The sequence below is a fragment of the Porcibacter vitabionis genome (assembly GCF_046263795.1).
Classification (GTDB): Bacteria; Bacillota; Clostridia; order Lachnospirales; family Lachnospiraceae; genus Lachnocurva.
Genome location: NZ_JBJYZD010000006.1, coordinates 85,032 through 109,537 on the forward strand (window position 1 = coordinate 85,032; position 24,506 = coordinate 109,537).

General features: G+C 45.7%; 23 protein-coding genes. 13 read left to right on the top strand and 10 right to left on the bottom strand.

Features of this window, described 5'->3' with window-relative positions; all coding sequences use genetic code 11:
- The 10 genes from ACKX2L_RS06350 to ACKX2L_RS06395 all read right to left on the bottom strand — a co-directional run bounded on the left by ACKX2L_RS06350 (nucleotide 1) and on the right by ACKX2L_RS06395 (nucleotide 10,639).
- Nucleotides 1-603, bottom strand: a complete 603-nt coding sequence (locus tag ACKX2L_RS06350) for a hypothetical protein (RefSeq protein ID WP_497550935.1) — start codon at nucleotides 601-603, stop codon at nucleotides 1-3.
- Nucleotides 604-778: 175 nt separating this feature from the next.
- Nucleotides 779-1,786, bottom strand: a complete 1,008-nt coding sequence (locus ACKX2L_RS06355; RefSeq protein ID WP_497550936.1) for a hypothetical protein — start codon at nucleotides 1,784-1,786, stop codon at nucleotides 779-781.
- The gene (locus ACKX2L_RS06360) at nucleotides 1,773-2,042 is read right to left on the bottom strand and encodes a hypothetical protein (RefSeq protein WP_497550937.1); all 270 of its coding nucleotides are present in this window, start codon (nucleotides 2,040-2,042) and stop codon (nucleotides 1,773-1,775) included. Before ACKX2L_RS06360 ends, ACKX2L_RS06355 begins: the two co-directional genes overlap by 14 nt.
- Before the next feature lie 119 nt (nucleotides 2,043-2,161).
- The gene (locus ACKX2L_RS06365) at nucleotides 2,162-2,593 is read right to left on the bottom strand and encodes a Panacea domain-containing protein (RefSeq protein WP_497552880.1); all 432 of its coding nucleotides are present in this window, start codon (nucleotides 2,591-2,593) and stop codon (nucleotides 2,162-2,164) included.
- Between the two features lie 46 nt (nucleotides 2,594-2,639).
- Nucleotides 2,640-4,388 (bottom strand): LPD1 domain-containing protein, encoded by a 1,749-nt coding sequence (locus ACKX2L_RS06370; RefSeq protein WP_497552881.1) that lies wholly within the window; start codon nucleotides 4,386-4,388, stop codon nucleotides 2,640-2,642.
- A gap of 1,053 nt (nucleotides 4,389-5,441) precedes the next feature.
- Nucleotides 5,442-5,927, bottom strand: coding sequence for a hypothetical protein (locus tag ACKX2L_RS06375; RefSeq protein WP_497550939.1), 486 nt, complete (start codon nucleotides 5,925-5,927; stop codon nucleotides 5,442-5,444).
- A gap of 319 nt (nucleotides 5,928-6,246) precedes the next feature.
- Nucleotides 6,247-7,773 carry a hypothetical protein gene (locus ACKX2L_RS06380; RefSeq protein WP_497550940.1) on the bottom strand — a complete coding sequence of 509 codons (1,527 nt, stop codon included), beginning with the start codon at nucleotides 7,771-7,773 and terminating at the stop codon, nucleotides 6,247-6,249.
- Nucleotides 7,755-8,450, bottom strand: a complete 696-nt coding sequence (locus ACKX2L_RS06385; protein WP_497550941.1) for a glycosyltransferase — start codon at nucleotides 8,448-8,450, stop codon at nucleotides 7,755-7,757. The genes ACKX2L_RS06380 and ACKX2L_RS06385 overlap by 19 nt, the downstream gene beginning before the upstream one ends.
- On the bottom strand, nucleotides 8,447-8,773 hold the full coding sequence (locus ACKX2L_RS06390; protein WP_497552882.1) for a helix-turn-helix domain-containing protein: 327 nt from the start codon (nucleotides 8,771-8,773) through the stop codon (nucleotides 8,447-8,449). The genes ACKX2L_RS06385 and ACKX2L_RS06390 overlap by 4 nt, the downstream gene beginning before the upstream one ends.
- Before the next feature lie 399 nt (nucleotides 8,774-9,172).
- Nucleotides 9,173-10,639, bottom strand: coding sequence for a helix-turn-helix domain-containing protein (locus tag ACKX2L_RS06395; protein ID WP_497552883.1), 1,467 nt, complete (start codon nucleotides 10,637-10,639; stop codon nucleotides 9,173-9,175).
- A gap of 920 nt (nucleotides 10,640-11,559) precedes the next feature.
- On the opposite strand from ACKX2L_RS06395, the gene ACKX2L_RS06400 reads away from it, so the two are divergent.
- The 13 genes from ACKX2L_RS06400 to ACKX2L_RS06460 all read left to right on the top strand — a co-directional run bounded on the left by ACKX2L_RS06400 (nucleotide 11,560) and on the right by ACKX2L_RS06460 (nucleotide 24,440).
- Nucleotides 11,560-12,969 (top strand): hypothetical protein, encoded by a 1,410-nt coding sequence (locus ACKX2L_RS06400; protein ID WP_497550944.1) that lies wholly within the window; start codon nucleotides 11,560-11,562, stop codon nucleotides 12,967-12,969.
- 236 nt (nucleotides 12,970-13,205) lie between these two features.
- Entirely contained in the window at nucleotides 13,206-13,736 is a 531-nt protein-coding gene (locus ACKX2L_RS06405; protein ID WP_497550945.1) for a hypothetical protein, read from the top strand.
- On the top strand, nucleotides 13,733-15,811 hold the full coding sequence (locus ACKX2L_RS06410; protein ID WP_497550946.1) for an ATPase, T2SS/T4P/T4SS family: 2,079 nt from the start codon (nucleotides 13,733-13,735) through the stop codon (nucleotides 15,809-15,811). Before ACKX2L_RS06405 ends, ACKX2L_RS06410 begins: the two co-directional genes overlap by 4 nt.
- A gap of 17 nt (nucleotides 15,812-15,828) precedes the next feature.
- Nucleotides 15,829-16,794 (top strand): hypothetical protein, encoded by a 966-nt coding sequence (locus tag ACKX2L_RS06415; protein WP_497550947.1) that lies wholly within the window; start codon nucleotides 15,829-15,831, stop codon nucleotides 16,792-16,794.
- A 56-nt stretch (nucleotides 16,795-16,850) separates the two neighbouring features.
- Nucleotides 16,851-17,702 carry a hypothetical protein gene (locus ACKX2L_RS06420; RefSeq protein WP_497550948.1) on the top strand — a complete coding sequence of 284 codons (852 nt, stop codon included), beginning with the start codon at nucleotides 16,851-16,853 and terminating at the stop codon, nucleotides 17,700-17,702.
- Between the two features lie 105 nt (nucleotides 17,703-17,807).
- Nucleotides 17,808-18,053 (top strand): hypothetical protein, encoded by a 246-nt coding sequence (locus ACKX2L_RS06425; protein ID WP_497550949.1) that lies wholly within the window; start codon nucleotides 17,808-17,810, stop codon nucleotides 18,051-18,053.
- Between the two features lie 81 nt (nucleotides 18,054-18,134).
- On the top strand, nucleotides 18,135-18,635 hold the full coding sequence (locus ACKX2L_RS06430; RefSeq protein ID WP_497550950.1) for a hypothetical protein: 501 nt from the start codon (nucleotides 18,135-18,137) through the stop codon (nucleotides 18,633-18,635).
- Entirely contained in the window at nucleotides 18,623-19,462 is an 840-nt protein-coding gene (locus ACKX2L_RS06435; RefSeq protein WP_497552884.1) for a hypothetical protein, read from the top strand. Before ACKX2L_RS06430 ends, ACKX2L_RS06435 begins: the two co-directional genes overlap by 13 nt.
- A 5-nt stretch (nucleotides 19,463-19,467) precedes the next feature.
- Nucleotides 19,468-20,358 carry a CpaB family protein gene (locus ACKX2L_RS06440; protein WP_497552885.1) on the top strand — a complete coding sequence of 297 codons (891 nt, stop codon included), beginning with the start codon at nucleotides 19,468-19,470 and terminating at the stop codon, nucleotides 20,356-20,358.
- Nucleotides 20,359-20,596: 238 nt separating this feature from the next.
- Nucleotides 20,597-21,430 carry a sigma-70 family RNA polymerase sigma factor gene (locus tag ACKX2L_RS06445; protein WP_497552886.1) on the top strand — a complete coding sequence of 278 codons (834 nt, stop codon included), beginning with the start codon at nucleotides 20,597-20,599 and terminating at the stop codon, nucleotides 21,428-21,430.
- A 239-nt stretch (nucleotides 21,431-21,669) separates the two neighbouring features.
- Nucleotides 21,670-22,797, top strand: a complete 1,128-nt coding sequence (locus ACKX2L_RS06450; RefSeq protein WP_497552887.1) for an RNA-guided endonuclease TnpB family protein — start codon at nucleotides 21,670-21,672, stop codon at nucleotides 22,795-22,797.
- Between the two features lie 147 nt (nucleotides 22,798-22,944).
- Entirely contained in the window at nucleotides 22,945-23,550 is a 606-nt protein-coding gene (locus ACKX2L_RS06455) for a hypothetical protein (protein ID WP_497552888.1), read from the top strand.
- A gap of 668 nt (nucleotides 23,551-24,218) precedes the next feature.
- A complete protein-coding gene (locus ACKX2L_RS06460; protein WP_497550963.1) occupies nucleotides 24,219-24,440 on the top strand; it encodes a hypothetical protein in 222 nt (73 codons plus the stop codon).
- Nucleotides 24,441-24,506 lie beyond the last annotated feature (66 nt).

A 24,506-nucleotide genomic window follows, 5' to 3' on the forward strand; every position in this document is an offset into this window, starting at 1 on the left:
TTATCCTTTCTTTGAAATTCCAGAGAATCCAGTCTCTTTGATCGTCTGTTGTAAGGCGTCCATGTGCTTTCCATCCCGGGAGATGCCGACCAGAAGAACGGTATGTGACCTTGCACCATACCCTGCCACGCCGTTTCCTTCTGCATGAACGACGGAGCGGTGTCGTGTGTCCAGTTCGACATTGACCGTACCGATCTTTCCCAAATGTTCCTTGACGGCATCCATCATGGCGTCAGCGGTATTCTCTTCAGCAGGAAGAAGGAGATACCAGACGATATTGTTGTTTATGTCTACGAATCCTTCTGTGCCGTCAGGAAGACCGTCCTTTGCGATGGTATCGCTGTCTGACCCTTTGCGTAGCAAAGGGTCAGAGTTAAAGTTCGTAGAACGAACGTCCAGTCGGGTACAATGATGGTTTAGGAGATAAGTCTCCACCGACTCCTCTGTGATGGTTGGAACTTTGCTTTCGGTCTTTTCCTTGTGATAGACCTTTGTTCGGACAGGATCTGTCCAGAACTCATAAAATGCAAAGGCAAACAGGAGTTCTGCCAAAATGATAAGACCGATGGTACTGATCCGGTTGACTTTATGTACAAACTTCATTTGATTTTTCCTTTTGCTTGTTTTTGTTTCCTTCTTTTTCTATGCGTAAAATCTTAGGGATCATACAGATCGAATCAAAAAAAAGACAAAAAAAAATTCCCATTAGAATTGATCTAATGGGAATTGATTAAATTGATTATTTCTTGAAGTTCTTTGGGAATCTGGGATGATTTATTCACCTTTCTTCCCCGTATTCATCCTTTGAATCGTTTCCAAGTTCTCGCCCTTCGCCCATGAGCTTGTTATATTGCGGAAGCAAAACCTTTTCGTATCGAACCTCTAGTTCTCTCCGATATTCCTCGTTTCGTATCGGCGAAAGAACGGAATGTCCGAAACTTTGCTCCGGGATTTCCAGAATCATTTCTTCTATTTCCGGCAACTTGTCTTTGATTTTAGGAACAAGCCGAAGAATCGCATTATTCAATTCTGGAATGTCCTGTTTCAAAATCTGCGAGAAAAAGGCAGCAGTATTTCCGTCTAATGTATATGCTGTCCGAATAGAGGTTGCCGACTGTACTAAAATATTATCGTCTCTTAACCGATTGACCAGTTTTTCTTCTGGTACATTTGGTGAAAATGATGCTCCATTATCATAGACAGGAGATAAGGTATCGCCTTCCGGTCCTCTCAGCAAGCCCCAATTTCCATTATTCCGGTCGTTATTGTTGATAAATCCATCAATGACAAGGCAGTCCCAGAAACGGTCTTTCATGTTTGGAATACAAGTAAATGCAGGATTGTAGTCCAGATGAAGTATGATGGCTTTTAGACTGGTAAAGTGCAGACTGCTTTGCGTAGAACTAAAACTTTCATCCAATTTCTCATTTAATTCCTGATTGAAGACATTTTTCAACTGGCGAAATTCAATCAACTGGTGGTTATCATCGCACAAGTCTTTACAAGCCACAACAATTCTATTGTTTCGAAATCCCAAAATGGTTTCATGTACAGGAATTCCCAAAATATGATAAATGTGACTACCGATATATTCAGAAACAGGGGAGGTATTGTATGATAGTTTCTTATCGACAGACAATTTTTGTATGCTCTGCGGATAGCTTTTCGGATATTTTACGATCCATCTTGCACCATCAAATATGATTCCCTCTTTGCTTCCGGAATTGCCACCATAAATACCATCACGATTACTTTTTGAGCAATTCTGCAAATCATAAATCCTCATCCGCTAATTCCTTTCTCAAAACGATTTCCTCATGCTCCCAATATTTTTTATAGATGGTTTTCCAATCATCGTGTGTCATTTGCCCATCTGCAATCGCATTCTTTACTAAGACACACAGATTATCCAATTCAGCATCATAAATTCCATATTGCCCCTTTTGGTCATATTTGTGCAGGCAGTTCAAAAGATCCTGTACATAGCTTGGCAAGCCTTTTGGGTCAGGAATGGAATGGTCAATATATGATTCTGTGTGCATGGGTACACCTCTACCTTCTGCAAATTCATTTTGAAATATTCACTTTGTATTTTAGCATATTTCTACTTCTTTTATGTTCGTAGAAGGAGAGAAAAGTCAACTAAGGATAGAAAATTCAATTACAGTCCACCGTAATACATTGCCATGCTTTCCTTACGAATCACATGGTCACATCCTGCCCCTTCGGGAAGACCTTTCTTTGCCATTCGCCAAGGATCTTCCATCTGCGTCAACTGGCTCAGTCGCTCTGCACTTTGGTATCCATAGGACAACAGAACCTGATCTATGGTGTATTTCTGGTCGTTCGTGAGATTGCCTTCCCCGCCGGTCTCGTCTTTGGCACTTACGGTATCTTTTCCTCGTGTCTTTTCAAACAATTCCGGACAGACCGGCCCATTCGCCAACGCCTGAAAGTCCTCCGAAAACAGGGGAGTGTCGTCCCAAACAAACGACCAAGCCTGTGCGTAATAGCACAACTTCTGAAGTTTCATAGCCGACATCGGGCCAGACTGCTCCAAAATGTATTTTGCCGTATCAAAAACATTTGCCATTTTTCGTCTCCTCTTAATAGTTCTTAAATTTTGGCATTATCTAGCGTCAGCCTTTTGACTCTTCCAAGTCTTTCTCTACATCGTGTAAAATGCCACGCTCCTTAACCTCTTCGATCATAGCATCAAAGTAAGTATTGAATAGCTTCCGTTCTTCTCCGTGCGGAGCAGTCAGGTCGCCTTCGGCATGACCGGAAAGGTAGTCATCGTGAATGCCCATCTCTTCGCACTTGTCCTTGATGTAGCAGGCACCGGCCCGTGCCAGAAGTTCGGCAGGATCTGACCAATAGTTTCCGTGCTCTTTCTGGAAGGTCGCATCCATTTTGACGGCGTTATTGTAGAAGTCGGTATGTATAAAATAGTCCTGATCCTTATTCGGATTCGGCTTATATTTCAACGCTTCCATTAACTTTCCAAGTGTAGGGAAGTCGCTATATCGTTGCAGATATATGTTGTGGTTGTCCGTAGCCATGGCAGCCATACTCGGTCTTCCGGTTTTCTCTGCGATGGCGACTCCGATGGCATGGTCGAGGGCATGGATCCATTCGTGCGACAGACTGCCTGCACCTTTCAGCTTGGTCAGGTTGATGACATTCTTGACCGGCTCAAAATGTGCCATGGCACCTCCTTGCCCTCTGGCACCAAAGGCGATCGCAAGATTCTGTCCCAGAGAAACATCAACATCATTGATACCCAATGCACAAGCAAGATTATGGAATGCGACAGAACACATATTGAGATTGGTCTGTCGTTCTTTCTGCGATTCATACTCTCCGAACTCACCGCCACGAAAACCAAACGTCTGCATAAGGTCTTCCCCAGTCTTATCCATGCAAAGGATTGGTACGGAATGATCCGTCTGGTCGATGTGGGATAGTTCCTTTGGAATATAACGTTTCTTTCGTGTCACCATCTTTGCAGGTTCATTACTCTCTTGTGCAATCGCCCATTTTTCTGCCATCTCCAAGGTCTGGAATCCGTATGCTTTCAGGTTGTGCCCCTGAATGACCAGATAGCCGGTTTCGTTCTCCAAGTCTGCTTGTAACTTTTCCATATCCATTCCCTTATCGGGATAGATATAGGTGGTCATCCCATGGACAGGTTCATACCTGAGATACATCTTGCTTTCCTTGCCCCATGAACTATGTTCAATGGACATGGTGGTTTTGTCCAGAGCAGGGAACGTGTAATGCGACAGAATCTTTTCCTCCCGTGTCATAAGAAAGCCTTTTTTGATCCGCTCATTGCAGAAGAACAGGATATTGTCGCTTTTCATGGCAAGAGTCACGAACCGTTTACTGGCATAAGGATTCCAGATCATGACGCTTCTGCCTTCATTGGTCACAAACCTGTGCTCCAACATCCAGTTGATTCCCGACTTTGCCATATCCGAAATGGTTGTTATCTTCTCGCACTCATCACGAGCAGCACTTACCAGACGGAAATACTTTTCGTATGCCCCGTGTGGATCCAAAGAATAGTGCCCTGTCTTCGGATTCGATGGCAGGCTGTCGCGAAGTGCTTTCCGATAGTACAGAACGACGGGATCAATTCCTTCCGCTTGCAATTTCTCATAATCCGGTTTCGGGAAGATATTGTCTTTTGTCAAATTGGTGAACAACTGGTCGTCCGTCATTTGCTCGAAATCCGACAATAGCATTGCTTCCCCGGTATGCCAACGGTCATATTTCGAATCGCCGATATGTTCTCCGAATGTGCGTTTAATCTCTGAGCTTTCGCTATGCGAAGGCGAAGAATTAAAGCTCGTAGAGCGAATTTCTTGATCCACTATGGCCATAGTTATGTCCTCAACTTTCTATTTCAAGATCGCTTGAAAACAAGCTAAAATGTGGTATGATTAAAGTTAACAGAGTTGCCAAGGTGCGAATAACACTTGGGACCAAGCCGAGCGTTGAGCTTGGCTTTTTTACTTTATGGAGATTGTCTTATTCTCTTCTCATCCATAGATTTGTTGTTACTTCAATCAAACCGATCAACAACAAACTACCAATCACAAAACACACAAAATATTCAGGATGCAATGCAAATGTTTCTTCTGGTGTCATGTGTTTGATCGTGTTCCACACGTCACTTTGAAGAAACCGATGTTCGACCTTCGGTCGTTAACTCCTCGCTTTCGCAAGGCGAAAGCTCGGAATACCAATAGAGATAACTATGCACCATACGCTGAATACACCAATTTTACGAATGATTCCATCACCCATGAGCTTATCTCCCTGACAAAAGAAGGATTACTAACAACGATTCCCGCAACGGCTATGACAAGAGCCAGTCGAACGATCCATCGCACGATCCAAAGATGTTGATGTCGTCCGATTTTGCCTTTCAGGATCCATAGTCCGGTTTTGGTTCCTTTCGACTGATTACATCGGAGACAGGCAGGAACAAGGTTCATGGGGTCGTTGACGGACGTTGCACCCATCTTTTTCAGATGTTCCTTTAATTTGGTGTTCGACCGTACCTTTGCGACCGGGTAAAGATGGTCGATCGAAATCCAGTTTTTCTTGTACAATCTTCCACAGTAAGCGCAAAAATACTTGTCCCCGAAGATGGGCGGGTAGGTCTGGAAAAAGACCTTTCTGTAATCGGAACTTCTCTTACTGAACGAATCGCAGGTCTCAAAGCGTAGGTTATGCCAGAAGCAGTAGCGTTCGATCCTTTGTAACTGCTTTTGATCGGTTATCGTTGCATAATAACATCGCTCTGCTTTCGAGTAGGACAGTCCAAAAGACTTCATTTTTCTTTCTATTCTTGTCGAATCGCTCGTTTCTCTCGCGATACTTCCACATACTCCGGTTTCTCTGTTTTCTGGATACTTTAATTTCTGTATTCATTCCGAAATGATCCACTTTCTCCATTCATCACCCATGGAAAAACACAGTACCTTTTCGCCAATGGCGTAGTCCTTTCTTCCAGTCCAATCGTGAAGAAGAAGCGATGGTGATATTCCCCAGTATTCCTGATCGGTGTCGTCTGCTGCAACCAGATACCAATTCGCTTTCATAGAACGATAAGCTTTCGGTTGTACCTCTTTAATAACACCCTCGGTAACAAAAACCGGCGTCTTTTGAGCAAAGGTGGTAAATACCGATCCTATGAACACGATAAGACACGCCAAAACGATACTCATGAGTACGACATCGTGTCGTACAGAAAGACCATAATGAACTGCCCGAATGATGTTATACGCTATGGCACAAAGGCAAAAGATACCACAAAGCAATACACCAAGTGCATCTATTTTTTGTATGTCTTGAAACTCCCGATATTCGGGATTCGTCTGTAATTTTCGTAAAAGGAGTTCCTTTTGTTCCATAATGGGTTAACCTCCACGGTTTGTTATTTGTTGCCACTCTGCTTTTTCCGTTCAAACAAAGTTGCAAAGATACTTGGCAGTACGATAAAGATAATCGGAATGACTACCCATGCAGGAATGGTAAGATAAGTTCCTACAATCTTGTTCAGTCCTGTGAACCATGCTGCGGTAAGAGAAACCGTAACCGGGGATATTCTTGCCCGTATTTTTACAAACGAGAAGTTCAGAAAAAACAGGTCAAAACTGATGTTTAGGTGAAAACCGAACAGTCCGATTTCCAATACGAGAAATATCATTGCTAAAACAAGAAAAATTATCATTATTGACGATCCTTTCTTTCAAAGAGCAAATAGCCATTTCCCTTGACCACCTGTTTGTAGGACTTATCTTGTTTCAGGTAGTAGAGAAAGGCGTTAACCCTGTTTCGACACAAGACATAATCACCCCGATACCGATTCATGGTCTTTTGGTATTCTGCCTTGGTGAGATCCTCGTCATAAAAGAGATGAATCAAGTCTTCTGCAACCGGCTTTCCACCGATAACTTTGGAATAGCACTCCGGGCGACTGTCACAAGAGACCAGATAGCCCTTCCATTGCAGGAAAGAACCATAGTCGTGAAAACAGAGAACTTTGTCCCCTTCGTGATGATCCAGATACCGAATCGCCTTGACTGGAGTAATGACGTCATCCTGTGGTTGGAAAAAGACCTTTGTCTGCTCCTGAAAGGGGGTAAAGACCAGAAAGACCAGACCACACAGAATCCAGAGATTCCGCATGGACTTCGGGTTGACTTTCATGTGCTTGTTTCGGATCCATTCACAAACATAGAAGAAGGCATAGGACAAGAGGATAGCAAAGACAATGTCCATCCAGATGATCTGCCGAACTCGTGTTACGGACAAAACCAGAAGACCAAGGAGAATACAAAGGTCTGACACACGAACACGTTTTCCTTCCCTCCAAAAGGCAGTCAGTAGAATGACCGTGAAAGTCAGGCCATAGACCCATCGGAAAAAAGGGTGAAAAACGAGAGAAAGAAGATACAGATGAGTGGGGAAATGGTTGGGATGTAATTCTGCGATATAGCCCCCATGCACTCGTAGGAATTTCATAGATCGAAAGATATAAAGGATTCCGTCTAATCCATACGGATTCCACAAGGCAAGAGCAGAAGAAACAATGGAAAACAGTCCCCATTTCCACGGAAGTGACCGTACCGACACATGGGTTAAGACCGGATGCAAAAACAGCCGTTTCGGGAAAAGATAGGGTAATAAGACCAGAACGTGCATGGGCCACATACTTCCGTGGAAGGACATCTCCAAGGCGAAAGTTCCCGGTACAAACCAGAGCCATCGGAACTGTTTGGTACGAAGACTTCGCTCGATGGCAGAAAGTTCAATCATCAAAAGTCCAAGGGTCAGAAGTTCCGGGCGAACTCCATGATAGCCATTCAGTCCTTCCAGTCCTGCGGCCAGAAGAAAAGCCATGCTCCAAGGCAGGCCCTGTTCCCGAAAAAACCAAACAAAGCCGATGGTAAAAACAGTCGTGGAGCAACCGACCAGAAGGAAGGTTCCAAGGAGATGTCCAAAAGTTTTTACAAGCCATGCAGCAAGGACACAGTAAGCCCATTGCTGTAAAATGAGCTTCTGTCCCGGAATGTAGGAAAAGACATTGGTACTGGGCAGTCTGCCATGATCTAAGATCCATTGTCCGTCTGCCAACATATAGTAGAAATCTACTGACTTTCCGCCAAAATTCATAGACCTGTAAATCAGGAAGGCAATGGCACAGAAAACGATGGCCTGATGTAGTTGTTTATATTTTAGTGCCGTAGAATCCATGCGATGATTTTCCCTCCATCCCGAATGACATGAATCTTGGTTTTCCCTTCCGTTCGATCCCGATAGGAAATCTCCCTCGTGATGTAGGGGATATGATGACGAAGTAAGGTCGTTGTAAGTTCCGTTTCCACGGAAAACCCTCCGGACTGAATGGGAAAGGTAGTGAAGAAACTGCTTTTAATGGCCCGAAGACCAGACATCACGTCTACGGTTTCCTTGGCATGGCAACGGGTTTTTACAAGCCATGGAACCAGACGATTGCCCAAGGCATGAAGGATGGACTTGTTCTCGGAAAAGTAAGCCCTTCTTCGATCGCCGATAGCCATGGCAGCATTCGGGTTCTTTATCAAATCCAAGACCAGTCGCTTTCCATCCCATGCCGAGTAGGTTCCATCCCCGTCTATGGTGAGATAAATCTCCGCCGGTACTGCCTGAATCATGGTTCGTAAGGCATTGCCCTTCCCGGGGGTCGGGCAGGGAATCACCGTGACACCCAGTCGCTCGGCAATGGCACGGGTCTTGTCTGTGCATAAGTTATCCCCGACCACGATGGTGGCATGGGGGAGTTCCCGCTTGCAATCCAGAACCACTTCCCGAATGGATCCCTCTTCATTCTTACAGGGGATAAGAATAGCAACAGACGGGGATTTTTCCTGATTCTCCATCTCCACCGTCATTTCTGATCCTCGAAGGCATCATCGAAGGCGGCATTCAGTAACTTCTCTGCCTTTTTCAGTTGGTCGGGATTCAGTTTGTAAAGATTCTGCTGAATCCGCTCCATCCGTTTCAAAGATACGGATTCAGACGCACCCAAAAGATCGTCCGTGGTCGTCCCTAAAGCTTTTGCTATTTGGACTAAGGTGTCGTTGCGGGGTATCCTGCGTCCTCTGGCGTAGTGCGATATGGCTTGTTCTGTTACCCCGATTTTCTGTGCCAATTCTCTCTGAGTCCATCCATTCTTCTTTATTAAGGCGTTCAACCGCTCGCTAAATACTGACATCTTTGTAACCTCGCTTTGTTATTTCATCATTTTGCTTATCATTTCCGTTGTGTCTCTCTACTGTTCCTTGCTCATGCTGATTATCAGACAGGCAATGCTCAGGACAAACCCTCCCATGAGAAGGATGGTGTCCAAGAAAGCGGTATGCCATACAAAGGGAGCACCCATCAAATGTCGAATAAAGAGAAAAGTGCTTACAAGGGCAAAGGATAGAATAGTGTCTGCCAGAATAAAGGTGCAGATAACTGGCCAGTTATAGTGACTCATGGTCGTTTTCAGTTTCTTCAATGTGTTTCATTCCTTTCCGTTAAAGTTCTCTACTTCTTCTATGCGTAAAAAAGTTGGAAAAAACCAAGAATCTGAAAACTTTTTGCAGAAAGAAGTGATATTTCATACAGGCTACAAAGCAATGGAAGGATCCCATTCGTAGTCCTTTTCCAGACTCCCATACGGTTCTCCCCGTTCTCCCATAGGACAGACGGATGTGGTCTGGGTTACGGGTGGTGCAGAATGATTCCGAGGGCGTAGTCCTGCGAGGAATCGAATGTCCAGTCCACCGCAGTCGTACATGATCTCTTCCTTGGTCAGGACATGACCGAACCAAAAAAAGGCCGTCTGGTCAGAAGCCTTCTCCACTTCCTGAATCTGCCGTTCGGTCATGTGGTAAGGCTGAATTTCTTTTCTAGGTTTTCTCTTGGTACGAACGTCTGCCATGGAAACGATCTTTTCGGACTGCTTGGTAGCGTATTCCTGCCTTTCGGATTCCTTCAGGTAGTAGTAGACCGTGCGTCTGCTGACGGAAAGCTCCCTTGCAATGTCCATGACGCTGTATCCTTCGGAACGAAGTTTCTTGGCCTTAGCCTTCATCACTTCCCTTTTCTGCTGAAAGAGCTTCCCCTGTTTCTTTTCGATGGAACGCTTTTCCTTGTAGTACGCCTTGCCGTAGGCTCTGTTGTACTCGGGGTCTCGGGTGGTCACCTTTTCCATCCCGAACTGGCGGTAGAAGGTCTCGCTCTTTAGGGAATAGACCTTCCTGACCCGTGCGGAACGGACTTCGCTCCGGGAAAGGGGAACCTCAAAGTTTTGGTTGAAGTCTACAAGCTTCTCGTAGGCTTCTTCCCTCGTGTTCCCCATGGAAAGGCAGAGATTATGGAAATTCCAACACATGGTTTCCCGCATTCCGATGCAGGAACCTTGCCTTTGCAACTGGAGAAGGGTCTCTAACCGCTCGGTACGATAGTCCTTCCCTCCACGGATTCCCCGAACATGGATACTGCTCCGCTTGGTCTTATGTTCCTTCTTCCATTCCTGAAGATCGACATAAGTTTTCTTCTCGGTCATCACATAGTCGGCGTAGAACTGGAGATCGTGGGACTTCCCACCACCGGGAATGATCTGGATGACACTCTTGCAGACGGTGACGCAACGATTGTGCACCTTGTCAAAGCAGGTCTTTCGGTTGATGGACCCTGCCGGACGGAAGGTCGAGGTCAGCTTTTGTCCCTCGGCATGATACTGGGGGTCAATGGCATTGATTCGGTCAGCATAGGAATGAGCGACCTTCTGAACGAACCGAATGGCACGTTCCCGTCTTTTCCCCTTGAGACCACGAAGGATGTAGGGATGTTCCAAGGCATAGAGAAACCGCATCCTGTGACCGTACTCGATGAAGGTAGGGAAAGGGATGGGAGATCCACATCCGTCCCCGATCAGCTCATTCATGAGTTTTTCCACCACGGTCTCTGCCGGAAGGTCAAAGGAATAGTCGATGTCGATGGCAAAGAAGTTGATGGATGAAAGATTGTCCTTCGTTCCACCCTTCTTTGGAGTGACATATTCTCCCAGACTGATCCCGAGGTTGTACAAGTTCCCGTTAAAGTAGGAGAGGGGGTCGGTTAACTCATTGGAAGGACAGAATACCCCCTTCCTGTTCTTCCCGCTATTCAGTTTGACGTACCCCCTTGGACTTCCTGTAATAGGACAGGAGTTCTTCGGTACTTATCGGTTTTACACTCTGAATGGAGAATTCCATACATTCCACCTCGTTAACACTACGGATAGAAACGGTCGTTTTTTCTGTCACCGTTTCTATGGATAAAAAGTTGTGAGGAAAAACAGGAATTTGGAAAGAAATGGAAAATTATTTTGAGAGGACTGAAAGGACACCCTTTGGGGATACCCTTGGAAAGATTTGGGAATGCCTTTGGATAGGTCTAAGGAAGGGCTTTGTGGAGGGCTAGGGGGCAGGTCTATGAATTGGTACATATAAACTTGACACTTTTTGCACACTTTTTGGGATAGGTATCTAAGGGTATCTAGGGTGGTCGGAAACAGGTAAAGGCATGGGTATAAAGTGTGCAAATTCTGTCAAGTCTATATGTACCAAGTCCTGTATCCCCAGTCAGGGGCATCCATGGCAGGGTAGTACCCCTTCCAACCATGACAGGGTAGAACCGTAGGTACCAAACGGGTATGGAGTTCCAACATAGGTACCAACTGTACCTAACCAAGTAATGAGCTACTCGACTGCAACCAAACGGGTGGGGTAACAACGGTGTCCAACATTGTCACCAACCTAGCAACAAGTTGCTAGATTGTAGCCAAACGGATAGCAAGCTATCCGATTGCAACCAACCGAATAACAAGTTATTCGGTTGTACAGAATCCAGTACAAAATGCTCCGTTTTTCTAAATAACGTTTTAACCATAGAAAAGATGGGAACAGGAAGTCGGGATAATTCCTTCCTGTTTCCTTCCCATTGTTCATACGAAAAGGAGAATGATACATGACGTTTATCGAGATTGCGGATGCAATTACCAAAGCAAAGGAAAGCCTGTCAGATACCAGTCTGGTATCAGCGTGTGATGCCATGGTGGAGAAGGCATTGTTCTTAGCCTACCGTACCGGGGAACTGAAGAAGAACCGTGGTCAGGTGAAAGAAAAGGATGAAGAAGACGAGGACATGGAAAAACTCGCCAAGGAGTACGGACTCACCCTAGAAGAGTACAAAGAGATCTTTGGGGATGACGAGGATGATGTAGAAGAAGAGGATGATGACTACGATTTCCTCTCTGACGATGACACAGAGACAACTAAGTCTTCTAGTCCTTCTAAGGATTCTACCGAAGACGACCTCTTGGAAGATTCCAATGATGAAAGTGAAGAGGATGAATACAACTTCTGGGATGATGATGAAGAGGACGATACCCCGAATCCAACAGTTGATGAACCTGTTCCAGAGGAAACTGAGAAACACTTTGGTTCCAGAATCCCCGAAGTACAGACTCCCTCTTTCTTAAAAAAGCGGATGGAACACGATCAGGAACTGGAGGAAGAAGAAAACGAACCTTCCTTTGACGACCTGATGGCAGAAGCCAAGGCATCCCAGAAGGTTCCGGAAAAAGCTGCTGACATGGCACAGGATATGCTAGAACGGGTAGAAATGCCGGAACCTTCCAAGCCTGACAAAGAGGACGTTTCGGACAAAGAGACCGTTCCTGCTCCGGAGCAGACTCCTTCCATTCAGCCCGTACCAAGAAATCCTCTGGTCGAGGAAAAGAAGAAAGCCCTTGGTACCTTCCAGTATGACCAGATGGCACTTACCGTTTCCTCTTCGGACAACACCAAGCATGATGAAGTGATCATTACGGTCTATCCTCTGACCAATGAAGAGAATATGGTCAACAGTCCGATCTTTGTTGTCCTGTCCTCTCCGCATGACGTGAACCCTGTTTTTGCCTGCTCCTATGAAACCGACAAGGGCAACATGATTCGGGCATCCATTGACGGTCATGAGTTCATCATCTATGCCGAGATCAAGGATGGAAAGTTCACCGCTACCGCAATGCTCTCCGGAAAGAGCATGGAAGCCCATGAAGTCCTGAACGTGGTTCAGCACAAGGCTCATAATCCAAAGCATGAGATTTTGAAGAACGGACACATCAAGTTCACCTACGATGCCGGTGCAGGGGTCTTAGGACAGATCGAGGTCTTCCCGTTCGGTCAGAACTTTGTCTACATTCATAAGGTCGAGAACTTCTGTGACATGAGACTGTACGGAAACAATGACGTTGCCATTCAGACCGCAGACGGCAGGATGATGCAGGTGGTCATCCATCGGAAGGATGAAAAGCCCGGAGAAATGACCGAGCGTTCGATCATGTCGGCCGATCTTGTTCCCTTTCAGGCAGGCTGAAGGGGGCGACAGCCGGGGGAGAAGGTAAGGAAAGCAAAATCCCGACTCTCCCGGGTACTGTCGAAGGCTCTGCCCGGCTTCCTTCTTCTCATGGCCGTCAGTCTTGGTCTGGTTTTTTGGCGAACCGGCCTTCTGACATCTTTTCTGGAGATCCTGAGTCGAAAGAGCACAGAGTTACCTCTTCCGTAGTACATGAATGAACGAATCGAACCATTTGACCAATAGAAAGGTATTTCATGGAATCTTACAACGACTGCTATCTGATTGGATTTGTCGGGGACAAGCCGACAGAATCCGCACACATGGACGTTTGGAAAGGAACTTTCCCCTTGTGCTTTTTATCCCCGGACAACCGGCTTTCTTCCATCCCGGTTGTTCTGAAAGACAAAGGGAAAAAGGCAGACTTTATGAAACGGCAGCTTTATGAGACCTTGGTCTTACACGGACACTTGCAAAAGAACGAGCAGGGTACGTCCTACCTCTACCTTTTGGACTTCTTCCCGGTCTCCAATCATAAGTGCAAGCGTTCTGCCATCTTAAGTCTGGTTGACCATATCGGATCCCGGGTGTTCTTACAGGGAATGCAGGGAAAGGACGGACTGTTCGTTCCCCGGGTCGGACAGAAAAAGAATGTGACCAAGGGAGACTGGTTTCCCGTCAATGAAATCTGTTCCGGGCGGTACAGTCTGACCGTGGACAATGAGCTGATCCGGGCGTCTGACCATATAGAAGAGGACGAGACAGAATTAAATGGAGAAATGCAATGATGGATATGTTAGAACAGACCCTTCCCGAGCTTACGGACTTAAACAATTCCGAAAACAAGGATGAGTCCAAGGTCGAGAAGGAAAAGAAAGCGTTCGATAAGGTCTGGCGGGACTATATCAATAATCCCAGTAACCGTGTCTACTTGCAGGTGCAGAAAAAGACCTTGGATCGAAACGAATTCCGACAGAGAATTCTGGAGGACGGAAAGAAGCGGAAAATTTCCACGGAAGCTGCCACCGCCGTTGCAGACGACATTGACAAAGCTCTGTGGGGATTTGACATCATAGACGATTTGATCAATAACGATGACGAAATCTCCGACATCCGTCTGGTGAATGAGAACGACATCTGCATTAAGAAACGGGGCAAGCGGTATCCGGCAACCGACAAAGACGGAAACCCCATCCGATTCCCCTCGAAGGATGCCTACATTCGGTTTATTGAGCATATCACGACCAGAAACAATACCAACACGGCCATCAGTAATGCAGCACAGGTCTTTACGGATAAGGACTCTTCGAACAATTCCATCCTCCGGTTCTCTCTGGTATCCGACCTTGTAAACACGAATGACCGGCCAACCCTTCTGATCCGAAAGATCTTAAAGCATAAAAAGACCTTTGACACGCTTGTCCAGTCCCACTACATGACCGAGAAACAGAAACAATGGATCAAGGACCGTTGGCTTAATGGGCACAGTTTCTTAATCTGCGGACCCAATGGTTCCGGAAAGACCACTCTCATCAATGCGGTACTGGACGTGACCCCGAAGAACCGTTCCTGCGATGTCATTCAGGAGTCCGAGGAGCTGTTCTGTGACGACCACCCTGAGATGGTCTTTCGAAGGATCGTACCGAAGAAGAACGGCACCAGTATTTCCTACTCCATTGTCGACATCGGACGACTGGCCCTGATGGAATCGTTTGACATTATCGTCATCGGTGAGGTCAAAGGTCCTGAAGCTGCACAGATTGCCTACGCCACCTATACCGGATCGCAATGTATGACTTCCGTGCATTCCATTTCCGCCCATGACGGATACCAGAAGATGATCGACTACGCCATGGAATCGGACTCAAAAATGACCGCCAAGCAGTATGCCAACCAGTTTCAGGCCATGGACACGGTCATTTATGTCAAGGACTACCATATCTCAGAGATCGTCACGGCAAAGTATAACCCCAAGGTCGAAGGATTCTTCGACTTCCATGACGTGTATAACGAGAGCAAGGGCATTGATCGGATCGGAGAAGATGGTAAGGAAATCGAAGAGCCGGTCGAAGAAGATGATGTGGACTATGACATGATTACGGAATCCGTGAAGGAGCCGTCCAAGGCTTCTGTAAAAGAACCGTCCAAGGAACAGGTAGAACCTGAAGACGATAAGGTAGAATTCTTAGCGGACTTTCCAAAAGAACCTGAAGAAGACCATCAGCCAGAGAAATCCATTCCGTCAGAACCCGAAGAGATCGTTGTGGAGGAATCAACAGATATGCAAACAAACACCAATACCATCGAAGAAACTGTGTCGGAAGGGATACGACCAGTCTCGGAAGAACTGGCAGAACAGTCCAAGGCAGATGAGGAGCGTTGGAACTGCCTGAATGATAAGCTTTCCGAGCTGAATCAGAAACTGGATGACCTTCTGAAAGAGCGGCAGGAAGAGCATACCGTAGAACCGGAGACCCCGACTCCGCAGGAAGAGGTTCTCCAGACAGAAGAAGAATCCTATCCTTCAACTTCTGAGAAAGAACCTGTATCCATGGGGATTGACTTTGCTACTGGGGAAGAAATGGACGATCCCTTCCCGGAAGAGGAAGAAAACCCTCTGGACTATCTCATGCCTGACTTTGACAAGGCAGAACTATCCGACTCTGACCCTGACAAAGCAGATAATGAATTACCCGACTTAACAGAGTTAGATAATGAGTTACCTGACCCTGACGAGTTAGAACATGGGAAAGACGACATCATCTATCAGAATGACAAAGAAACCTTTATTGACGATGTTTCAGATGATGCAGACATCTCGCATGGCGTAGAGGATGTCGCATTCGAAATGATGGGCTTTTAAGAGAAAGGAACTCTGCTATGCAGACTTATATCTATTTAACCTATGCCTTATGGATTGCCCTAGGTGTTGCCGTAGGATTTTTTGTCTACCACTTGGTGAAGTGGTTGGCGAAAGATCAGGTCTTTGCCATTTTGGGAGCAAAGATCGCCGGGAACATGGAGAAGGTGTCTTCCCTTCGGCGAAAAGCCTTGGCACAGAAGTTGCAGGAAGACCGTGCCGGGGTTGCCGACATTAAGTTCTCGTCTTGGGACAAGCTCTTCCGATTTATCGGTCAGACCGGTATTCTGGACAAGATTCCGGGGGCGAACGAAGCTTCGGTACTGGCCGGGGTGATCCTCCTGTTGTTAGGAATCGGACTTGCCGTGTCCGTCCTTGCCAAGTCCATTCTTCTGGGACTGATTGTCGTAGTGGTTGTCCTGATTGCGATTGTTCAGGTGTCACGAACCATTATCGGACATCGGAAGATGAAGATTGACAGCGAACTTCTCCCCTTCATCAACTCCTGTATGTCGAGTGCAGCAGGACAGGCGGACATTATTTCTATCTTTCAGGACATTTATCCCAGTATGGATGAACCACTCCGTTCCATGCTCGAAACCTGTGTGGCGGAAGCCAATGCGACCAACAATAAGCAGCTCGCCATTCGGCATTTAAGTGAGCGGAGTGCATCCGACCAGTTTTATGCAACCATCAATAATCTCTATCTTTGTTCTGAGACCTCGGGCGAGTACGGAAAGACGATTCGTGCCCTGTCGAAGACCCTGATCGTGTACAACAACACGTTGGAGAAAAAGAAGGCCATCCTTCGAAATGCCAGAGTGAACGGTGCCATGCTTGCCGGTATGGGAATCGTTGCGATCGTGTCCTGTAATGGATTCTATGCAGGATTCTTAAACATTATCCTGCACAATACCATCAGCCTTGCGATTATGGCGGCCATGGTGGTGATTGCGATTCTGGCCCTGACGATCTCGGCAGACTAACTTTTTCTGAATAACGTTTTAACCATAGAAGTATTGGAAAGGCAAAGAGAAAGCGAATGGAACTTACGAACATATATCCGATTGTGCATATCTTAAAAATCATCGCCATGTGCGGAATCGCCGGTTTCGCTTCCATTCTGGTCGTGGTTCTTCTGATGAAAGCCTTTACGGAGGACAATCAGAAGGCGGCCATGGAAGGATTTGACCATGCCTTAACAAAGGTCCTTTCTTCCGACAAGACAAGGAGATTCAAGCGGTATCTCATCCAGACGGGCATACAGGATCGGTTTAATTTTCCCGTTACTCCGGCAACCTACATTCTTTTGATGTTAGTGTCGGGTGCCGTGATTGCGGTGGGTGTTCAGCTCCTGTTTGACAAGTTTGCCGTCTTTGGATTTCTTGCCGGGTTCTTCGGATTTGACCTTTTGATGCGTGCCATGAATTCCTCGGACAATCGGGAGATCCAAAAGGATGTCTTTATGATCCTGATGAACCTTCGGGTGCAACTGGGAGCCAACCTCTTTATCACGGACGCTCTGATGGCGTGTGAACCCTTGGTCAAGAACAAGCGGTTCAAGAAGGCTCTGGATGCCTTAATCAATGACTTTGGCAATCAGAACGTTTCCAATCTGGATGCGATTGAAGCCTTTGACAGTAAGTTCAAGAACTTAAACGTCATGAACTTAAAGATTTTCCTAAGGAACTATATGTTGTATGGCGTGAACGACAAGTATCTGGACGATATGATGACACAGGTCAATTCCATGTCGGAAGCGGAAGGCATGGCAGAAGAGAACGACCTTGACCAGAAAATGGGACTGTTTTCCCTCGGATTCTTTGCCTTGATCTTTTTCCTGATGATTTTCGGCATGGCACAGGTCATTAAGGTTCAGGGAATCTTTGGCTAAGTGATTTTTCTGAATAACACTTTAACCATAGAATATATAACCACAGAAATCACAGAAAGAAATCTTTTCTTTCTGCAACTTTTTACAAAAAGGAAGGTAAAAGTTATGAATTGGTGCAAGAAGAAACTACAGGCTGCTTATCTCAAAGCAAAGGAAAAGCGAAACGGTGAGAAGGGCGGTATGGAAATCACCACCGTCATCGGACTGGTCATCGTTGCCATCGTTGTCCTTGTCATTGCGAAGAATATGTTCGTAAAGACAACCCATAAAATGAGCGACAGTACAACCAATGCTATCAATAGTTTGTATAACACTACGAATGATAGCGGTAATGTTGACGGTCAGCACTAATCCGACCATGTAGTGTATCAAAGGATGGGGCGTGCTTGACACGCCCTAACCTTTTCTCTTCATTAAGAAAAAGGAAACATCATGCAGAAGGCAAACAAAAAGGAACAAGGAAGTGCGGTCGACTTATTTGAAGTCATGCTCGTCTTTGTCATTATTTCTGCCCTCATGCTGTTATATCTGGACTTTGCGAAGAGCATTCGAATGAAAATGGCGATTGATCTGGCCGCAAAGAACACGCTCTATCAGATGGAAGAAACGGGTGCATGGACCGATGAAATTGACAAAAACTTTCGGTCAGCCTTGGCAGAGAATGGCATCCATTTAACGCCAAGCACGAGTGATACCGCCGTTGCATCCAAAGACAATTCCAATATCGATCTGAAAAGCCCGCAAGTCAATAAAAGTTCCGGAATTGGGACGGTTCCAAAGGCAAAGAACGGGGAACAGGTCAAGATGGACATTACCATTTATTTCTACACCCCGATGAAAGACGTCTTTGGAAAGGTATGGATCGGTGGAGCACCGGAGAAGAAACATCCCATTACCTATCACATCGTAAGGAGTACCGTATGTCGGAATTAAGGAAAGAGCGGGGTGCGACCAATGCCCTGATTACTGTACTCTGCATGACTTTGTTTATTCTTGTGGCGGTACTGTTGCATTATCAAATGTTAAACGATAATGCGGAACTGGCACAGGAAGAACTGCATAACGGAACACAGATTGCCCTGTCCGATGCGATTTGGTCGAATCATACCGATACGGAGCAGGGCCGCCAGTACATCATCGAAACCTTTGCCGGAAACGGGTCGGCGAAAGCATCTGCTTCTGCCAAGCAGCACACGGCAGACGTTTTCAATCAGGCCATCAAGCGAAACTTTGACCTTGGTGGTGACTTCCGACCACAGAGCGGATCGTTACATAACATGGCATCCGACAAGCGGATTCAGGTACTGGAGTTCTTTGTAGTCGAGCGGATCGGAAATACGAACACCGCCGACTCTTACCGGGTGTACCCTTACGACTGCACCGATGGAAAAGTAGGAGCGTGTCATAGTCCGGCAGACCAGATTTCCAGTATTACCGGAACTTCTGCCAAACCGTATCTGAAAAAGATCACTCAGAAGGACAATGTGTTCCCGGTCGGATCGACCATTTATGCACGGGTCGCCTTTGCCAACCGTACCGACAATGGACTAAAGCAGATTCTTCTGACCCGTGGTTCGACTATGGACACCGGCAAGGGATCCATGATTGAGTTTGACAATCGAACCAACGGCGATGCTCCGGTGGAGACAAAAAATGCAGAGAACTACCATGTAGGTGCTTCTGTAACGGGAACGCTTCCTGCGGTTGCAGTAACAGAGATGATGGATATTACAGCGTTTGAGAATGACGGACGAGGGTAAAATTTATGGCATTATTCAAAAAGAAACCAAAAGAAGAGGAAATGCTTGTCGAAGGGCTTTCCGACACACCAACGGTTCAGAACCTGCATCTGAAGGAAAAGAAGGAAAAAGGGCAGTATGTCTATGCCATCATTGGCGTAATTGTTGCCCTTGGCATTTTCTGTGGACTGGTCTATCTGGAGCGGTATATCAATACCCCGAAATCTTCCACGATGACGGTCATTGCAAAGACAGAGATTCCACGGGGAACCGTTCTGACCAAGGATAACTGGAAGGACTTTCTCACAGGAATCAACATGGACGACACTTACCGCCCGAAGGACGCCCTTTCTTCGGTAAACGACCTGATCGACACCAAGACCACCGTGGACATCGGAAAGGGTTCGATTCTCTCGACCAAGGAGACGGTATCGACAAAGGATGTGGAAAACACCTTTACCGACCCCGTGGAAGTTTCTCTCTCCATTTCAGCGGAGAATGCGGATGCCGGACTGTTACGAAAGGGTGATCTGGTCAACTTTGTAAAGACCGAGGACGGTGATGACGGCTCGGGTGCAACGGCCGGATTTGCTCTGGAAAACATCTATGTGAAGAACGCCTTTGACGGTGACGGCAAAGCCATTGACACATCGGATCGAACCACGAGAGCCAGTATGTTGCAGATTCTTCTTAACCGTAGCGATCAGCCTGCATTCACACAGGCAACGAATGGTGGCAAGTCCATGGCAATCTCCCGTGTGGTAGACACCCAGACCGGATATGAGAAGATCTTGCAGAAGGACAAGGCCAATCAGGACGCTGCTAACGTAACCGATGCAGACCAGACAGACAAGAGTCAGGATGCAAAAGCATCGGATACAAACCAGAATACTGAAAACAATACAGACGACCAGTAAGTATTAACAGGAATACCTGTAAGGAGAAAATCCTTGCAGGTATTTTTTTGCTTTTTTTATCATTCCATTGGATTTTCTTTTTATATTTTACGCATAGAAGAATTGTAAGGATGGAAGTACGACCTACGGTCTTTAACTCCTCGCTTTCGCAAGACGAAAGCTCAGAAGTTCAACTTATAGTTTTTAACTCTGACCCTTTGTTACGCAAAGACTCAGAAATAGGAAAGGGGCACACAAAATGTATGCGAAAAATACAGAAATCGTTCAAAGCCTGAGACGGGCTTACCCGGACTATGTGTATGTGGATAGTGATGAAAAGCAGTTGCAGATGATCGAGAACGTTCGGAAGGGAAAAGACCCGATTGAGTTTATCTGCCGGAATCTCGGTCTGATTTGTCTGACCGTAGACAAATATTATTACGGAAGCGATAAGGAAGACGCCATCACGGAAGCCATTCTGACGCTCCTAAAAGCAGCAGAGTTGTATGACCCAAGCCACGAGGTTCGGTTTTCGACCTATGCCGGGAACGCCATCATGCGAATGGTACAGAGAAAACAGATCAAAGAAGAATCCGATGTGAACCTTGCCGTCTATATGATGATTCCCTTGCAGAAATACAAGAAGAATTATCAGGAGTTCGATGCCATGACGGATGAAGAGGTGGCAGAGCAGTTCCACATCAATGTGCAGGCCGTTCCTGCCCTGCGGGAAACGGCTCATACCCACACCATCCGTCTGGATAAGCCGGTCTTGAACCCGGACGACCAGACGGACTCCACGGTGGGTGACTTCATCGAAGACGACACCACACAACGAATGATGGAAGCGTTCGAGGACAAGGAAACCCTGCGTGCTCTGATGGATCGGGCAAACTTAAGCCCGAAAGACCGCTACATTCTGACCTGTCGATATGGCCTTGACGGGAACGAGGGAATGACCTTGAGAGAGGTGGGAGCCATCTTAGGTGTTTCCCGAGAGCGGGTTCGCCAGTTGGAAGCACAAGCTATTAAGAAGATTCGTATTGCTGCCGGAATCTACCAAGAACCGAAAAAGAGATTGGCATATCGGTAAGACACAAATTTCTCTCCGTATCAATTTGACGCATTATATAACGAAATGATATTATATATATGCTAAGAAAAAAAAGAAGGCAATATTTGTAGGAGGGCATTTTCCATGATGGTAAACACAGAGACAGTAGCATTTATCGGTTTAATGAACTGAAAACAGATGCGCAATCCCCTTCCTCAACGACGTAGGGAGGGGTTAGCACCGTCAACAACTATAACCTTACGGAAAGGAGAAGTCTTATGGCATATAAAGCCTATGTTTACGCTATATACCCAAATAAAGAACAAGCTGAATTATGTCAAAAGACTTTTGGCTGTTGCAGATTTGTGTATAATCAGATGCTTAGTGTACAACAAGAACGATATAAGAATGGAGAAAAACATCTATCCAAACTGGCAGCGAATACTTATTGTACCCAACATCTAAAGACAGATTTTTTATTCCTAAAGGAAGTTGATAAGTATGCCCTAACCAATGCAATTTTCCATTTGGCTGATGGCTTTGACAGATTTTTCAAAAAACAAGGCGGGTATCCTAAGTATAAAAAGAAGCATAAAGCAAAGAAAACATACACAACGAACTTTACGCATAACAACATAGAAATTGGCGATGATTATGTCAAACTGCCAAAGTTAGGGAAAGTAAAAGCTAAAATACACAGAAAACCCAATAGAGACTGGAAACTGAAATCAGCTACCATCACTCAAAATCGGGATAATACATACCAAGTATCTGCTTTATTTGAGTATGAAACCGAGGAGCTATATGTTCCTGTAACATCAAAGAATACATTAGGTTTGGATTATAAATCAGATGGGTTATATGTAGATAGCAATGGTAATGACTGCGATATGTCACATTACTATAGATTGTCGCAAGATAAGTTAGCAAAGTCACAACGTAAGCTGAGACACAAGACGATTGGTAGTAATAATTATCGTAAGCAACAAAAGAAAATAGCCAAGATATATAGACACATAGCGAATCAAAGAAAAGATTTTCTACATAAGAAATCTACTGAGATAGCCAATCAGTACACTTGTGTATGCGTAGAAAATCTGAATATGAGGTCTATGGCAAATAAAGGCTTCGGAAATGGAAAAGCTACTTTAGATAATGGCTACGGAATGTTTGTAAACTTCTTGGAATACAAACTAAAAGACCGAGGTGGTTATCTGGTAAAAGTAGATAAATGGTTCCCAAGTTCCCAACTCTGTCATTGGTGCGGATATAGGAATGAAAGTCTCAAAGACCTTAAAATCCGTAAATGGGATTGTCCTCATTGCGGTCACAAAGGAATAGATAGGGATTGGAATGCCGCTATCAATATCAAGGCAGAAGGATTGAGGATTTTAGAATCAGCGTAACTATAAACAATAGGGTAGGAACGATCCGAATTTACGCCTGTGGACATTGTATAAGACGAGCCGACAAGGTAACTTGTTAGGAACGCAGTAGTGGTTGAAGCAGGAAGCGCCGACTTCAATAAGTCGGAGTAGTTCACAGGAAATGTCATGGTAAATGCGATGCTTTGCATTCTCGGACGGTCAGGGGCAGGAAAGGACACCCTTGCTATGCGGATAGAAGAGAAATATGGCCTAGACCGGGTGATTTCCTATACCACCCGACCGAAACGGCAGGGAGAGACGGGGACACATCTCTTTGTCACGAAAGAGGAAGCTGACCGGCTGACCGACCGTGCTGCGGAAACAAAGATCGGGGAGTATGAATATTTCACGACCGAAGACCAGATCGACAACTGCGACATCTATGTGATTGATCCGATCGGACTGGATCAGTTGACCAAGAGGTTTCCTGACCGGAACTTCCTTGCCGTGTATGTATCGTCTGACCCTATGGAAGCACGAAAGCACGCTATCATTCGAGGAAAGTCCGAAAAGGAAGGTGCCATCTTTGACAGAAGGAGACTGGCAGAAGACGAAGAGTTCTCCCGATTTGAGAGCAAGGCAAAATCCTGTGACGGAAGGTATTGTGACAACTGTGAGGTCATGTGGATCGACAATGATTACACAAAGGAGTGTATGGACAACGCCGTAGAACAAGTAGTAGAACATTACAGAGTCATTGAGGACAGAGCAAGGAATGAACCATTGCGGTAAAGAAAAGAAACCGATCTGTTTTTGGCATAAGTTTTTAACCATAGAAATAATGTAAGAGCACCATGAGCAGATACTTTCCTCCAACGCTCGTTTTGGTTCTTCCAAACGGGCGTGACCTTGGGAAGAAAAGAAAGAGACAAACGTTTCTCCTTTCAAAAGAAAAACCTTAGAAAAGTACTTCATAATAACGTTTGCGATAGGGACGCATTCTTTTCCTCGCTTTTATGCGTTCCCTACCGAATTTCTTTCTTTTGGTTCTAGGCAAGTTCGACTCCTGCCCTTCCCACTTGCCGCTGTGAAGCGGTAGTTCCTCCTTTCATAAAGAAGAAAGACAATATATTTGGTTACGCTCGGGCAGAAAAGGTCTGTCGAAAGAATCTGTTGGGAAACAGATTCCGGCTCTGGGTTCTGAGGGTTTTACCCGAAGACCCATTATGGGTTCTGAGGACTCCGTCCGAAGGCCCATAAGGGTTCGACTCCCGGCGGGCGTACTCTTCCGAGACAAGCAACAAGTTGCTTGATTCGGAAGGATCAATTTGTACGGATAAAAGTACAATGATTTGTTTGGTAAGTCGTTGTTTTGCATAAATTCTAACCATAGAATAATTGTAAGGAATTTATGAATCCAATGAATGGATTTAATGTGGATTGGAAAGGAATTTTTATTTATGGATGGGACATTAAAGAGACTTTTAACCATGCAGAAGGAAGTCAAGGCGTTGAATAAGGAGAATGCCAAGATCGGAAAGAAGATCATCCGTCTTGGAAATATGCCGGACACCTTGGAGAATCAGGCCAAGCTTGCAGCATTGACCGACCGTAATCGTGAAATCATTGCACGTCTGGATGAACTGGACAATGAGCTGACAGAGATCGAAAAGACCCTGTAAGGCTTTCTGAGCCTTTGCATAGCAAAGGGTCAGAGTTAAAGACCGAAGTTCGACCTACGGTCGTTA